Below are 13637 nucleotides of genomic sequence, written 5' to 3' on the forward strand. Positions count from 1 at the left end.
GCCAGAACGCAGGTCGAGCCGTTTGCCTAGCCCATGACGGCGCGGTGCGTCAGCGGCTTCTGAAGCACATCGAATTGAGGGTTGGTTTCCGAGAAAATGGGCAAGGCCGCCGCGCCTAGGATGGCGGTGTCCTTACCGGTGGCGCCGATCATCAAACGGGGAATGGTGCGCTTTTCCATCGGATTCACTGGAGTGTACAGCGGTTCCACGCGCTCGGCCAGTCCGATCATGAGGGATGTGGGAGCGCTGCCGCCAAGCACGATCGTCTGCGGATCGAAGGCCAGTTCGAGAAAATCGATCGTCTGTCGAAGCGGCTGCACCGCCTGTTCCAGCCAGACCTCCAGGCCGCGACTGTTGGCCGCAATCATCGCATCCAGTTCATCGGGGTCCAGCTCCTGCGCGTCCTCGATCTCCAGACATTCGTAGGCGACGGATGGCGAGACATAGCGGTCGAGACAGCCGCGTTTACCGCAGGTGCAAAGCCTGCCATGCGGCTCGACGATGATGTGGCCGATTTCGCCGGCATTGGCACGGCTGCCCTTGTAGAGGTGGCCGTCGAGGAACATGCCGGCGCCGATGCCGCCGTCACCCGCCAGAAAGAGATAGACGAAGCTTCCGAGGCCGCGGGCAACACCATGGAGCCGCTCGCCGATCGCCGCCGCTGTGGCATCGTTTTCGACAAGCACAGGCAGGCCGATCAGGCGTTCGAGTTCACGGGCCACGGGAAAATCCTGCCAGCCCGGCAGGTTCAGTGGGCTCAGCGAGGTGACGCCACCATCGGCGTAGCGCCCGGGCAGGGCAATGCCGATGCCCAGCAACCGGGCGCGATCGAAGGAAAAGGCTTCCTGCAGATCCCTGACGATCTCGGCAAAGACCGGCATTGCCTCGGTTGGTCCCGGCCTGTCGACATGGCGGTCAATGCGGGCGCAAACCGTGCCGGAAAGATCCGTGAGTACCCCGGCCGCACGCTGGCGGCCGAGTTCGAGGCCGATGGAATAGGCTCCCATGGGATTGATGGTGTATGGGATGATGGGCTGGCCGCGGGCGATCTTCTGCGCCTCCATCGGGATGAGGAGGTGCGAACGCGCGAGTTCCTCCACGATATTCGAAACCGTCTGCGTGGTCAGTGCTGTCATGCGCGCAATCGCTGCGCGCGACATCGGCCCGTTGGTGCGAATGGCTTCGATCACGACACGCCGATTATGCGATTTGGCCTGTTCGAGATTCGTGCCTGAAATTGTCTTCATGTGAGGACCGGAGATGACTTTATTTTATGTTGTTGCTTGCCACGCTTGCCATGGCGTGGAGGAGGGGCCGCATGCCGCTTCTGCGTCTATATGTAGTTTCTATGCTTTTGCCGATGCGTTCAAGCGGCGATCAGCTGAGGTCGCGTCGTTTGAACGGGAGTGTATGGCGCTTTTTCTCTTCCATAGATCATCTGCGCGTCTCTTTACTGCGGCCGACATTGCGTTAGTGTCTGGTTACCTCGGCCTTTTGCCGCGGTAAGCCCCGGAGGAATTCGATGATCAGACTGCTCGGAATCGCCATTATCTCGACCTGCATTGCCGGTGGTGCGATGGCGGCGGATGCGACATGTAAGGCCCAGGCCGCCGACAAGAAGCTGGCAGGCGCCGCTTTGACGAGTTTCACCAAGAAATGCGAGAAGGATGCCGCAGCCGCCTGCGATACTCAGGCAGCATCGAAGAAGCTTGCCGGCGCCGCAAAGACCAGCTTCGTCAAGAAGTGCACGTCCGACGCCGTCGGCAGCTGATCGCCCAATTTTTGTCCTTTCTCAAGAGGCTTCGGCCGCCGTTGGCGACCGGGTCAAAAAGCGCCTCGCTACCGACGTCGATCCGGCGATCAGTAATTCCGGTCTTGCGAGCTATGCTTTACCCAGCGGGCAACTGAGTTCGGACCATATTATTCCTTGCGGTAGGTACCTTGCAGGGTCACGCCATCGGCAAAATCACACACACCCGCCTGTGATACGCGCCAGGTCCTTGCGTTGAGACGGTCCAGGCCGATCTTGCACGCTTCTCTAGTGAGTTCAGCGTGCTCCTTCGTCAGCGGGACGACACTGTCGATGCCATCGGCATTGACATCGCCCGCGTCGGCGCCGCCCGGACCAACATAGGTCGAAGCGAGCGAGACCGCGAGAAAACCATCGACCGGCCCAAAGATTGCAAGATGGCCCTCATTGCCGTCGGCACTTTTCGACTGAAAATCCGTCGAGGCGCTTCGTCCGCCCTTGGTCCTCAGAAGAGACCCAATCCGGTCGTCGTAGGCCTGTCGAATGCATTCAGCGTCGCTGCAGGACTGTACCGTCGTAATCCAATGTCGTTGTTGTTCCCGGATTTTGCCCGCATCGTCGTGCTTCAGCGCGGCAGCATAGAGGTCGCTCACCATCACATCCCGGGCCAGCAGCGATTGGTCCCGACAAATCATGTGGTCGACTGTCGAACCAGGTCTTGCGCAATCGATCCCTGCGGCTTCGGCGTTCATGGCAAATAAGCCGATGATGACTACCGCCGAGGCGGATCTTGCAATCTTCATGGGTACCTCCATCCTCCGACACCGAAGCTAACTATGGCTGCTGGCGGTTTCGTAAAGGTCATCCGGGCAGATGGCCAAACTCGACAAATGTCGCACCGGTGTTTGACGATCGTCGATATTTTCCTAGTTGGACAATCGGAGTGGTTTGATGTCGATGAGAGGTCGCGTGGAAGGCGAAACGCAATTGTCCGGCAGGATCACGTTCCTGATTGTCGGTTCCTTGTTTCTTGCCATCGCCATAGCGATGGGAGCCTTGGCGCTTCACCTTTATCGGACCTACGCAAACGCGACCGCCATGGCAGCATGCACGGTTTTCTCCTGGGGCTTCGGCAGCATGCTCATTTCCATGGCGCTCGTGCTTCTGACTTCGAGAAAGAAGGTTAGGGGCAGGCTCGCCACCAGACGCGGCAAGGTGACGGTCAGGCTCGGCAATAGGTCCCCAGGCTCCAATAGTCATGTGACCGGCGATGGGGTCGAAGCCGAAGGCGAGGCGGGGGTACCCATCACCAGCATAATTCCCTCGCTCTTTTTGATCGCCTCCTCGATCGGCTTGGCGCTTCTCGGCCTCTTTCTTTTCGGCCGGCACCGGCTGGATTTTATTGGATCGGGAATGTTCATCGCATTCGTGATTTATATTGCAAATTGGAGCAGGCTGGCTTGGCCGCGGAGATAGCTTTCTTGTGTTGGCGGGGGCGTGGAAACTTCGCCGGCTCTTCCGCCTTCCCAGATCGGCCTCAGCAGACGATCCGATGTCAGGCGGCATCCTTGCGACCGCATTCGAACGAGGGATTTGCCTCCAGCGGATCGAGATCGACCCGATATGCGAACAATCTGCGGCTGGCTCTGACGGTCATCGGAATAAGCAGAGGCAGAAGCAAATCTCGCAGAAACAGGCTAAGCCGACTGTTTTTTCGTTTCCTGGAAGCGTTTTGCCGGGTGAGCTTCACTACGCGGGCAATACGTGGGCGCCGCAGGGCCTCATAGCGGGCAAAGGCTGCGCCGTAGTCGAGCGTCGCTACGAGACAGGATGAAAGGACTACCGCATCTTCTATCGCCATCGAGGCACCCTGGCCGGCATGTGGGCCGATGGCGTGCGCGGCGTCTCCGAGCAAGACGATACGCCCGGTCGACCAGACCGGAAGCTGTGGCATATCGAAAATAGGATAGCTGCGCTCGATCTGACCGACCGCCTGGAGGATCGATCTGTTTGGTTCGGGATCGTCGGCATGCATCTTGCGAACATGAGCGGCGAGTGCTGCCGGTTCCAATGCTCGTACCGCATCGGGCGTGTCGGCAGGGAAGGAATCAAACCAATATACGGGATGGGATGCCGTCTTGATGTAGCCGAAGAAAGCTTTCTCTCCGAACGTCATGCGCATGACGCCATCCGTATCTGGTATATTCGCATCGACGATGCCGCCTGTGCCGATCAGGCCGGTAAATTGCGGCAGGGGATAATCCGGAAATATTTGCGTGCGGACGAAGGATCGCAGTCCGTCGGCGGCGACGAGCAGGTCGACGGCAAGACCAGTTCCTTCGGAGAAATTAAGCGCTACGGCGTGCGCATGATTGTCGACCTTGGTCACTCGCCGGCCAAATTGTATGGTGATGCCTTCGGCTTGGCATTTTTCGATCAGGATGCCTGTGAGAACGCCGCGCCTGATGGTGACGGAGGGTGTGCCGAATGCCGCCAAATGGTCGCTCTGGTCGACGAGCGCAAGCCTTTTTCCGCGGGCGTTGCAGAGCTCGATGGCGCGAGTTTCCAATCCCCGGCGCAATACCTCTTCGTAGCAATCCACCGCCCGCAGCCCGTTCATTCCGTTCGAGGCAAGCGTCAGAAACTCTCCTTCGGACAAGGCGGCTTCTTTGGAGCGGGCTTCGAACAGGACCGGATGAAAGCCAAGTCTTGCCAGCCGGAGTGCGAGCACAAGCCCGCCTATGCCGGCGCCGCATATGCCGATCGTCGCCTCGGGGTTTGTCGCTCGATTCATGGTTGCAGCAGGATCGTCAATGGGGCACATTGGTTCTTCCTTCTAATAGTTTGATAAATGAATTATTCGATGATCGAACAAAAGTCAAATGAAGAACAGCATCGCCTCGTGGAAGCGATCAGCCTCGCCTGCATGCGCTGGCAGGAGGCGACCGAGAGCTTCGACGAAACCTTCGGCAAGTTGCATGGGCTCAACAGCGCCGAGCGGCGATGCCTCAGCGTGATCATGCGCGCGCCGCAGCCTGCAAACGCCGTCGCCAAGGCTATCGGCCTTGCGCCGCCATCGGTTACTGCCTTGATCGATCGCCTTTCGGCGCGTGACCTTCTCCACCGCGTTCCCGATCCGAACGACCGACGTCGCGTGCTGGTGGCACCGTCCGAAAAGGCGATCAGGCTGGGACAAGAAGCCTATGGCCCAATCGCGCAGGCTGGCGCGCAGATGCTTAAACAGTTTTCCGAGGCGGAAAAGCAGGTGATCTTGCGGTTCGTCACGCAAGCCATCGAGATGCAGGAGCGGCAGCTCGAGCGGCTGTTGCAGCAGGACAAGAGCTGAATTCAATCGCCGGCGGACGATGCTCCCATTTTTGGAGCGCGGCACGTCTTGTCATGATCTACGACATTTCTTTACTATCCGATGTTATAATCGGGCTTGAGGATGAATTTGAAGGCCCGCTGGGAGAAGATGCTGGACGCGGAAATCGTCGCATTCCTGGAAGCGTGTCCGATGGCGGCACTTGTGCTCGACGCCGTCGGCACGATCGTCTTCGCCAATGCGAGAGCCCTGGAGCTCTTTATCCTTTCAGATGCGCCTCGCGACCTATCTGTCTCGGATTTGATACCGGACTGGCCGCTGTCGGGCGCTGCGTCGCAGCCATTGCTCGTGACAGGCGCCGGCCATCGACGGGATTGCCGGGTCAACGTCATGACTTGGCTCTCAGCGTCAGGAAGGTTGACGGCGGTTCTCATCGAACCAGGGAGCGAAGACCGCCATGCCGCGATGGCGGCGAGAGAGGCCAATCTGCGCCTTCGATATGTGATCGAGATGCTGCCGGAAGCGGTCTGCGTCTTCGATGCGAGTGATCGCTACGTTCTGTGGAACGAGAAATATGCGGAGCTCTATCCGGATATCGCCGATCACCTCAAACCGGGCATCGCTTTCGAAGATATTCTGAAGATCAGCCTTGCCAGCGGCCGCATGCCGGAGGTCGTCGAAGACAAGGATATGTGGCTGAAGCAGCGCATGCGAAAGTTTCGCCAGCCGGTTTCACAGGAGGAGCAGCAGCTCCAGGATGGGCGATGGCTTCGGCATGATGATCGGCGCACGCCCGACGGCGGGGCCATCGGAATGCGGATAGACATTAGTGAGCTGAAACAGCGCGAAGAGCGATTGCGGCAGCTTTTCGATGCCAATCCGATGCCGATGCTTCTATGCGATGGCAGCAATCTGCAGATCCTTCAGGTCAACCGGGCAGCCATCGACTTCTATGGCTTTTCAAAAGCGACGCTGCTCTCGCGGAGGGCGTGCGACATGCATGCCGAGAGCGAAGCGGATCGCTTTGCAGATGGGCTTCTCGAGCTCGAAGGCGATTGCGAGGCCAGAACCGTCTGGCGGCAGAGAGTGGCCGATGGGTCGGAACGCCACGTGCTTGTCTACGTTCGATTGCTCCACGAAGGCCTGGAACGCCGCCTCCTGCTGACCATCGCCGATGTCAGCGATCGCATTCTCGCGGAGGCCGAAGCCAATCGCCTGGCACGGCACGACATGCTCACCGGATTGCCGAACCGGATGTGCTTCTACAAGGCCCTCGATGACACCTTGAAGATAGACAATGGAAGTGGCGTCGCTGTTTTCTGTCTTGATCTCGATGGGTTCAAGCCGGTCAACGACACTTTCGGACATGCCGCAGGCGACGAGGTTCTAAAGATGGTGGCCGAGCGGCTGCGCGGCGCAGCCAGAGGCCATATGGTTGCGCGCTTGGGCGGTGACGAGTTTGCCATCCTGATGACCGGGAAGGTGGACGATGTCGCCGATGTGGCGAAGGGTTGCATTGCTGCCTTCAAATCCTCCTTTCGCATTGCGGGTACCACGGTCGATATCGGTATCAGCATCGGCGTTTCGGTGGCGCCGGAGAATGGCGAGAACGGAGAAGTCCTGATTCAGGAAGCGGACCGTGCGCTCTACCGAGCCAAAGCCAACGGCCGGAACACATGGCGCACGGCGAGCAGCGACCATCGCCAACAGACTGTTTTAGGGCGCATGAGATAAGAGGCTGTTCAGAAACGCACGGGCATATGTGGCTCTTGAACTTGGCTTGATCTCTCCTCATTTCAGTAGTCACCGTTTCAATCTGTCGAACCGACAGCCTCCTGCTTTCCAACAGTTGCTGCCGTTCCTCTATGCGACGCGTCCGCGTCCTAGGAGTTTTCATGGGCTTTATTGATCGCGACATCCAGCCGTCATCCGATGCCGGGCTGCTGGATGCCTATTCTCAGTCGGTATCGAGTGCCGTCGATCTCGTCGGTCCGGCCGTCAGCCGGATCGAGCGTTTGGGCGGCCGTGCCGGACATGGCTCGGGCTTTGCCATTTCGCCTGATGGCCTGGTCGTCACCAACAATCATGTTGTCGACGATGCCAAGGCCGTACGCATCAAGACCCCGGAAGGGGCGACCGTTGAGGGCAGAGTGCTTGGGCGCGATCCGGATACCGACCTTGCGCTCATTCGCGCCAACGACTGGCCGGGCAATTGGGCACGACTTGGCGATTCCAAATCGCTGAAGCGCGGTCACATCGCGATCGCCATCGGCAATCCCCTGGGCTTCGAATGGACTGTGACCGCCGGCATCGTCTCGGCGCTTGGCCGCTCCATGCGTGCTGCGAGCGGGCGGCTGATGGAAGACATCATCCAGACGGATGCCGCCCTCAATCCCGGTAATTCCGGCGGTCCGCTGGTCTCGTCCGCCGGCGAAGTAATCGGCGTCAATACCGCCGTCATCCAAGGCGCCCAGAGCATCGCGTTTTCGGTCGCCTCTAATACGGCGAAGCATGTGGTGTCCGAAATCCTGCGTTTCGGCCATGTCCGGCGTGCTTATATCGGCATTGCCGCTGATACGGTCGAGCTGCATCGGCGCATCGCGCTGGAAGCCGGCGTCACCCATTCGACGGCCGTGCGCCTGCGCCGCGTCGAGAAGGATAGCCCTGCCGAGAAGGGCGGCTTGCAGGAGGGCGACTATCTGCTTGCCATCGACGGCCATCCGGTATCAGGCATAGACGATGTCGTCCGGCTGCTTGATGGCGACAAGATCGGTATGGAGATCGAGGTCTTGATCTTCAGCGTTGCCGGCCTGATCGAGCGAAGGCAGGTCAAGCCTTCGGCACGACCCGCCATCTAGCCTGTACGCCAACCCATACAATCGGCAGCATCCTACTCGCGCCGCTGCCGATTGTTTTCTTATCCTCTGCCGACAAGCGGCATTTTCGTTGCCATGACGGTCATGGAGAGAACGTTGGCGTCGAGGGGCAGTGTGGCCATGTAGACGACGGCGCGGGCGACATGCTCTGCCGAAATCGTCGGCTCTGCCGCGGTCTCGCCATTCGCCTGCAGCACGCCGGCGCTCATCCTTGCGGTCATGTCGGTGGCGGCGTTGCCGATATCGATCTGACCGCAGGCGATGTCGAAGGGACGGCCGTCCAGTGCCGTCGATTTCGTCAGCCCCGTGATGGCGTGTTTCGTCGCGGTATAGGGTGCGGAATGGGGCCGCGGCGTCGTTGCGGAGATCGAGCCGTTGTTGATGATGCGTCCACCTTGCGGCTCTTGGGCTTTCATCAGGCGGAAGGCCTGTTGCGTGCATAGGAACGCGCCGGTCAGGTTTGCGCCGACAATCGCATTCCACTGCTCGAAACTCAACTCCTCCATCGGCACGGCCGGCAGACCCATGCCGGCATTGTTGACCAGAAGATCGAGGCGGCCATAGTGACTGGAGATCGCATCGAAGAGGCAGCGGACCGAGTTGGGGTCGCTGACATCGGCCGCAACCGCAAGAAATTCCGCTCCGGTCTCCTCGGAAAGGTCGTGAGCAGCTTTCTCGAGAACATCAGCGCGGCGCCCCGATATGACGACCTTGAAGCCTGCCACGCCGAGCGCCTTGGCAATGGCTCGGCCGATGCCCGTCCCACCACCAGTCACCAATGCGATCGCATTTTTTACATCCGATGATGCCCGCGTCATGCGACCCTCCCGTCCAGTTCATCTTCGATATGCGCCCGCAGGATCTCGTCAAAGCTCTGTTCGGCCTTGAAACCGAGATCGGTCGCGCGCTCGGCGTCGAACTGTGTCGCCCAACCGGAAACGATGCGCTCGATCACCGGATCCGGCTCGCGGCGGATGAGCGCAACCGCCTTGTCGCCACCGACACGGCGCAGGGCATCGATCTCATCGGAAACGAGCGCCGAAAGTCCCGGCATGGTGAGATTGCGACGCGGCCCGACCTTCGCCGTATCGAGCGTTGCGGCGTGCACGAAGAAGCCGACGGCAGAGCGGGGACTTGCAAACCAGTGCCGCACCGTATCGCTGACGGGCAGAACGGCCTCTTTGCCGACCAGCGGTTCACGCAGGATGTTGGAAAAGAAGCCGGAGGCCGCCTTGTTGGGAGTGCCGGGACGCACGCAGATGGTCGGCAGTCGGATGCCAATGCCATCGAAAATGCCTCGGCGTGAGTAATCGGCAAGCAGGAGCTCCGTGATTGCCTTCTGCGTGCCGTAGCTCGTCAGCGGAGCTGTCAAGAATTCGTCGCCGATGACATCGGGGAAGGGGGTGCCGAACACGGCAATGGAAGAGGCGAAGATGACGCGCGGGGTATAGGCCAATTTCAGGCCTTGCTGGCGAATGGCTTCGAAGAGTGCCCGCGAGCCATCGAGATTGACGGCGTATCCTTTGTCGAAATCGGCCTCGGCCTCGCCGGAGACGATGGCGGCGAGATGGAAGATCATGTCCGGCCGATCTTCGATGAGCTTTTCCGCAACACCAGGGCTCGCAAGATCGATCGTCAGGGCTTTTGATATGGATTGAAGCGCTTCCGGCACCGGCGGCAGGAAGGTATCGACCAGCGTCAGGCGATCTATAGCCTTGCCGAGAACCTTCGGCTCGGCGGCGATGCGGTTGACGAGCTTGCGGCCGACCATGCCGGCAGCGCCCAGGATCAAAACATGCATATTGGATTTTCCTCCCAATAGAGCAATTCCAGGAAAAGTGCGTAGCGATTTTCCGTCCGGAATTGCGAGAAAACAGGCAGGTGGAGCGGCTCAAGGATTCAATGAAAAGCTGAACCACTCCAAACTGATATCAGTCTTCGGGATCGATCCCGAGCGAATGTCTTTGATTGCCATCCGGCATTGAGGATGCCAATCACCCTTTCATTTGTATGCTTGCAGCCAGGCGAGCCCGGCGTCTGTTGTGGTTGCCGGACGATATTCCGCGCCGATCGGCCTGTCATAGCCAAGCTTCTCCAGGAACTGCAGAATATGACGATAGTCGATCTCCCCGTGGTCCGGTTCCCGCCGATCCGGAACGGCGGCGATCTGGATGTGGCCGATTGCCGCCATATGATCGCGCAGCCTGCGGATGAGGTCGCCCTGCATGATCTGGAGGTGATAGCAGTCGAACATCAGCTTGAGGTTGGCGGCGCCGACCGTGGCTATGATGTCGAGTGCCTGATCGGCAGTCTGGAGGAAGTAGCCTGGCGCATCGCGATAGTTGAGCGGCTCGATCAGGATCGTCGTCCCCGTCTTGCCGGCGCGTTCGCAGGCATAACGCAGATTGGCGATGAAAGTACCCCGTGCCTCGTCGCCGGCGGCCTTGCCCGCCATCACATGCACGTTTCGCGCGTCGATGGCGGCTGCATAATCGATCGCCTGATCGATGAGACGACGGGCTTCATCCTCGCGGCCCGGAATGGCGACAAGTCCATTGTCACCGGCCGCGATATTGCCGCGGGCGGTGTTGAGGCCGAGCATGGAAAGACCAGTCTCCTCCAACGCCTGACGCACGGCTTCAGCGGGCGTGTCATAGGGATAGTGGCATTCAACGGCATCGAAACCGGCAGACTTGGCAGCGCGGATCGCGTCGGGAAGGGAAAGCTCCTGCCACAGGAAACCCAGATTGGCCGAAAAGCGGGTCATGTTCAGTCCCATTCCACATCATAGGTGCGGATGAGATCGGCGATCTGCGCCTCCGTCAACAGCGAAGGATTGGCTCCGCGTGTCAACATGGCAAGCTTTGCCGTCTCTTCCAGTTCTTCAATCGCATAGACCGCCGCCTCCAGATCTTTGGCTGAAACGACAGGTCCATGTGCCGCCAGCATAACGGCGCTGCGCTTGCCGGCCAGTCCGCGAATGGCATCGCCCATCGCTGGGTCGCCCGGCATGAAATAGGGCAGGAGTTTTACTTTGCCGAGCTTCATGATCGAATAGGCCGTCAACGGCGGCAGCATGTTGTCGGCATCGACGCCGGGCAGGATCGAGAGGGCCACCGAATGGCTCGAATGGAGATGAACGACGGCGCCCGTCTTCTTCGGCCGTGTCTCATAGAACGCGGCATGCAGCGGCATTTCCTTGGTCGGCTTGTCGCCGCCGATCAGACGCCCTTTGTCGTCGAATAGCGAGAGGCGCGCCGGATCGAGGCGTCCGAAGGAACTGCCCGTCGGCGTCACCAAAAGCCTGCCGTCGCTGAGGCGTGCCGAAATATTGCCCGAAGAGCCGGCGGTCAGGCCGCGGTCGTAGAGCGACTTGGCCATCATGCATATCTGTTCGCGCAAGTTCGCTTCTTCGCTCATGCCGTCTCCAATCGGTCGAAAGCGTCCGTAAAGAAGGTTTCTTTGCCGAAATTGCCAGATTTTAGAGCTAGAGCGACTGTTTCACCTCCAAGGGTCGTGAAAGTCCAAGGCACGCCGGGTGCGATTTCCGGCCCGATAGTCAAATGCGCCGCGCCGAGTGTCTGCGTGATTGCGCCGGACGTCTCGCCGCCTGCAACGACGAAGCGGCGCGTGCCGCAATCGAAGGCCGTGCGGGCGATCTCGGAAAGAGCGTCCTCGACCACTTTGCCTGCCTTGTCCCGCCCCAAACGCTCTTGCGCTTGCCGCACTTCATTAGGCTCGGCGGTGGCGTAGATGAGCTTCGGCGCGTCGGGGGATTGCTGGCGCAGCCATTCCAGCGCGGTACCGGGGCCTTCCTCTGCAAGCGCGATCGGATCGAGCCGCAGGCTGGTGACCTTGCCGGCGTAATTGGCAACCTGCTTCCGCGTCATGGCGGAGCAGCTGCCGGATAGGACGATCGAACCGCCGGTGATCTTTGGCAGTGCCTGTCGATGTTCGGAAAGGCTGACGAGACCTTGCTCCATGTAGAATTGCGGAAGCTGGCCGGCAATTGCGCTGCCGCCCGTTACCAGAGGCATGTCGAAAGATGCTGCTGCGATCGTTCGAAGATCGTCGTCGGACACAGCATCGACGATTACATGCCGAATGCCGTCGTTGCCGAGTTGCGCCAACTTTGCTCTTAGCGATTCCGCACCCTTGGAGACGATATTATGGTTGGCAAGGCCGACAGCGCCATTCACCTGCGGCGTCAGAAGCCGCACAAGGCTTGAATCGCGCATCGGCGTCAGCGGGTGGTCCTTCATCGGACTCTCCGACAGAAGCTGCTCGCCAACGAAGAGATGACCGATGAAGATGCTGCGTCCATTCTCCGGAAAGGCGGGGCAATAAATCGTCTGGGTCGCGCCGGTCTCCGCCATCAGCATATCCGCCACCGGCCCGATATTGCCTTCGGCCGTGCTGTCGAATGTCGAGCAATATTTCCAGAAGAAGCGGCTAGCACCGGCTTCCTTCAACCACGTCAGCGCCTGATGTGCCTGATTAACGGCGGTATCGACGGGCGATGTCCGGCATTTGAGGGCGATGACTTCAAAAGCCGCCGTCTCGTTCGGGTGGCGTCTGTCTTGCGGAATACCGATCCGAAGCGAAACGGGCAGTCCGCTGCGCGCCAGCAGCGCGGCAAGATCGGTTGCTCCGGTAAAGTCATCGGCGATGCAGCCAAGTAGGAGTGTCATGGCCTACCCCTTTACGCCTGGCAGGCTGGCGCCGCTCCGGGCAGCCAGGATCTTCGCAACCGCGGCGTCATCCTCCAGACCCAGGCCTGCCTCCGATGCTTCCACGAAGAGGTTGAGCGCGGCGGCGGCGAGTGGAGTGACAGCACCGGCTTTGTCGGCTTCAGATGTGACGATGCCGAGGTCCTTGACAAAGATATTGACTGCCGAGCGTGGCGTGTAATCGCCCGAAACGATGTGTTCCCCGCGGTTTTCGAACATCCAGGACGAGCCGGCAGACACGCAGATCACGTCATAGAGCGTCTTCAGATCGATGCCCGCCTTGGCGGCAAGTGTCATCGCCTCGGCCGTGGCGGCAATGTGCACGCCGGCCAGCAATTGGTTGATCATCTTAACCTGCGAGCCGGCGCCAGGGCGATCCCCGAGGCGGAATACCTTGGCGGAGATAGCTTCGAGCACTGCGGAGGCTCGTTCGAAAGCTTCGGGAGCGCCGGATGCCATGACGGTAATCTCACCCGCAAGTGCACGGACGTGACCCCCGGAGACTGGAGCGTCGATGACGAGCATGCCAGCTGCCTCCAGTCTTTCGGCAATGGCGATCGTGGCGCTCGGGGCCATGGTGGTGCAGAGCAGGAACACGGTCGAGGGCCGTGCGGTTTGCAGCGCGCCGTCCTGGCCGAAAAGTACGTCTTCGACCTGCTTGCTGTTGACGACATAGACGAGGATTACGTCGGCATCTTCCGCCGCTGACGCCGGCGTCGTGCAGGGCGTACCGCCGTTCTCCGCAAAACGGGCGAGAACCTCGCTGCGAACATCGCAGCCGCGCACGGCAAACCCCGCTTTCAGAAGGGAGAGAGCAGCGCCCCAGCCCATGGACCCCAGGCCGATAATGGCTGCCTTCTTCGTGTTCTCCACGGTGCTACCTCTGCTATTTTCAGCTATGTTACCGATACCGGTATCGGTAACATAGCTTTATTTTCCCAGGAATTGTCAATAGG

General features: G+C 60.0%; 14 protein-coding genes. 5 read left to right on the plus strand and 9 right to left on the minus strand.

The annotated features are described in order from the left end of the window. Positions 1-26 precede the first annotated feature (26 nt). Complete coding sequence (locus RTCIAT899_RS26255; RefSeq protein ID WP_015342857.1) at positions 27-1247, minus strand: ROK family transcriptional regulator; 1221 nt, start codon at positions 1245-1247, stop codon at positions 27-29. Between the two features lie 275 nt (positions 1248-1522). Here RTCIAT899_RS26255 and RTCIAT899_RS26260 point away from each other — a divergent pair, with 275 nt between their 5' ends. After that, positions 1523-1771, plus strand: a complete 249-nt coding sequence (locus tag RTCIAT899_RS26260) for a hypothetical protein (RefSeq protein WP_015342858.1) — start codon at positions 1523-1525, stop codon at positions 1769-1771. 149 nt (positions 1772-1920) lie between these two features. On the opposite strand, the gene RTCIAT899_RS31775 is transcribed toward RTCIAT899_RS26260, so the two are convergent. Further along, positions 1921-2502 carry a lysozyme inhibitor LprI family protein gene (locus RTCIAT899_RS31775; RefSeq protein WP_244441558.1) on the minus strand — a complete coding sequence of 194 codons (582 nt, stop codon included), beginning with the start codon at positions 2500-2502 and terminating at the stop codon, positions 1921-1923. 199 nt (positions 2503-2701) lie between these two features. On the opposite strand from RTCIAT899_RS31775, the gene RTCIAT899_RS26270 reads away from it, so the two are divergent. Then, positions 2702-3226, plus strand: a complete 525-nt coding sequence (locus RTCIAT899_RS26270) for a hypothetical protein (protein ID WP_041678185.1) — start codon at positions 2702-2704, stop codon at positions 3224-3226. 79 nt (positions 3227-3305) lie between these two features. Here the strand turns inward: RTCIAT899_RS26270 and RTCIAT899_RS26275 are convergent, their stop codons facing one another. After that, a complete protein-coding gene (locus tag RTCIAT899_RS26275) occupies positions 3306-4574 on the minus strand; it encodes an FAD-dependent monooxygenase (protein ID WP_015342861.1) in 1269 nt (422 codons plus the stop codon). A gap of 39 nt (positions 4575-4613) precedes the next feature. On the opposite strand from RTCIAT899_RS26275, the gene RTCIAT899_RS26280 reads away from it, so the two are divergent. The 3 genes from RTCIAT899_RS26280 to RTCIAT899_RS26290 all read left to right on the plus strand — a co-directional run bounded on the left by RTCIAT899_RS26280 (position 4614) and on the right by RTCIAT899_RS26290 (position 7933). Further along, a complete protein-coding gene (locus RTCIAT899_RS26280; protein WP_041678391.1) occupies positions 4614-5096 on the plus strand; it encodes a MarR family winged helix-turn-helix transcriptional regulator in 483 nt (160 codons plus the stop codon). A gap of 102 nt (positions 5097-5198) precedes the next feature. Beyond that, a complete protein-coding gene (locus RTCIAT899_RS26285) occupies positions 5199-6809 on the plus strand; it encodes a sensor domain-containing protein (RefSeq protein WP_015342863.1) in 1611 nt (536 codons plus the stop codon). Positions 6810-6970: 161 nt separating this feature from the next. After that, entirely contained in the window at positions 6971-7933 is a 963-nt protein-coding gene (locus RTCIAT899_RS26290) for a S1C family serine protease (RefSeq protein WP_015342864.1), read from the plus strand. A 59-nt stretch (positions 7934-7992) separates the two neighbouring features. Here the strand turns inward: RTCIAT899_RS26290 and RTCIAT899_RS26295 are convergent, their stop codons facing one another. The 6 genes from RTCIAT899_RS26295 to ltnD form a co-directional block, all read right to left on the minus strand. Next, a complete protein-coding gene (locus RTCIAT899_RS26295) occupies positions 7993-8769 on the minus strand; it encodes an SDR family oxidoreductase (RefSeq protein WP_015342865.1) in 777 nt (258 codons plus the stop codon). Next, positions 8766-9752: a D-erythronate dehydrogenase gene (gene denD / locus RTCIAT899_RS26300; protein WP_015342866.1), complete on the minus strand. Its 987-nt coding sequence runs from the start codon at positions 9750-9752 to the stop codon at positions 8766-8768. The genes RTCIAT899_RS26295 and denD overlap by 4 nt, the downstream gene beginning before the upstream one ends. 201 nt (positions 9753-9953) lie before the next feature. Next, complete coding sequence (locus tag RTCIAT899_RS26305; protein WP_041678186.1) at positions 9954-10718, minus strand: hydroxypyruvate isomerase family protein; 765 nt, start codon at positions 10716-10718, stop codon at positions 9954-9956. A 2-nt stretch (positions 10719-10720) separates the two neighbouring features. Beyond that, on the minus strand, positions 10721-11371 hold the full coding sequence (otnC, locus tag RTCIAT899_RS26310) for a 3-oxo-tetronate 4-phosphate decarboxylase (RefSeq protein ID WP_015342868.1): 651 nt from the start codon (positions 11369-11371) through the stop codon (positions 10721-10723). Continuing rightward, positions 11368-12642, minus strand: a complete 1275-nt coding sequence (gene otnK, locus RTCIAT899_RS26315) for a 3-oxo-tetronate kinase (protein WP_015342869.1) — start codon at positions 12640-12642, stop codon at positions 11368-11370. The genes otnC and otnK overlap by 4 nt, the downstream gene beginning before the upstream one ends. A gap of 3 nt (positions 12643-12645) precedes the next feature. Next, the gene (gene ltnD, locus RTCIAT899_RS26320) at positions 12646-13554 is read right to left on the minus strand and encodes an L-threonate dehydrogenase (protein ID WP_015342870.1); all 909 of its coding nucleotides are present in this window, start codon (positions 13552-13554) and stop codon (positions 12646-12648) included. Positions 13555-13637: the final 83 nt, after the last annotated feature.

The sequence above is a fragment of the Rhizobium tropici CIAT 899 genome (assembly GCF_000330885.1).
Lineage (GTDB): Bacteria > Pseudomonadota > Alphaproteobacteria > Rhizobiales > Rhizobiaceae > Rhizobium > Rhizobium tropici.

Excerpts from the sequence above, each read along its gene's own strand:
- RTCIAT899_RS26275 (WP_015342861.1), bottom strand. The coding sequence starts at position 4,574 with ATGTGCCCCATTGACGATCCTGCTGCAACCATGAATCGAGCGACAAAC.
- RTCIAT899_RS26290 (WP_015342864.1), top strand. The coding sequence starts at position 6,971 with ATGGGCTTTATTGATCGCGACATCCAGCCGTCATCCGATGCCGGGCTG.
- RTCIAT899_RS26305 (WP_041678186.1), bottom strand. The coding sequence starts at position 10,718 with ATGACCCGCTTTTCGGCCAATCTGGGTTTCCTGTGGCAGGAGCTTTCC.
- RTCIAT899_RS26295 (WP_015342865.1), bottom strand. The coding sequence starts at position 8,769 with ATGACGCGGGCATCATCGGATGTAAAAAATGCGATCGCATTGGTGACT.
- otnK (WP_015342869.1), bottom strand. The coding sequence starts at position 12,642 with ATGACACTCCTACTTGGCTGCATCGCCGATGACTTTACCGGAGCAACC.
- RTCIAT899_RS26270 (WP_041678185.1), top strand. The coding sequence starts at position 2,702 with ATGTCGATGAGAGGTCGCGTGGAAGGCGAAACGCAATTGTCCGGCAGG.
- otnC (WP_015342868.1), bottom strand. The coding sequence starts at position 11,371 with ATGAGCGAAGAAGCGAACTTGCGCGAACAGATATGCATGATGGCCAAG.
- RTCIAT899_RS26260 (WP_015342858.1), top strand. The coding sequence starts at position 1,523 with ATGATCAGACTGCTCGGAATCGCCATTATCTCGACCTGCATTGCCGGT.
- RTCIAT899_RS26255 (WP_015342857.1), bottom strand. The coding sequence starts at position 1,247 with ATGAAGACAATTTCAGGCACGAATCTCGAACAGGCCAAATCGCATAAT.
- RTCIAT899_RS31775 (WP_244441558.1), bottom strand. The coding sequence starts at position 2,502 with ATGAACGCCGAAGCCGCAGGGATCGATTGCGCAAGACCTGGTTCGACA.
- RTCIAT899_RS26280 (WP_041678391.1), top strand. The coding sequence starts at position 4,614 with ATGATCGAACAAAAGTCAAATGAAGAACAGCATCGCCTCGTGGAAGCG.
- denD (WP_015342866.1), bottom strand. The coding sequence starts at position 9,752 with ATGCATGTTTTGATCCTGGGCGCTGCCGGCATGGTCGGCCGCAAGCTC.
- RTCIAT899_RS26285 (WP_015342863.1), top strand. The coding sequence starts at position 5,199 with ATGAATTTGAAGGCCCGCTGGGAGAAGATGCTGGACGCGGAAATCGTC.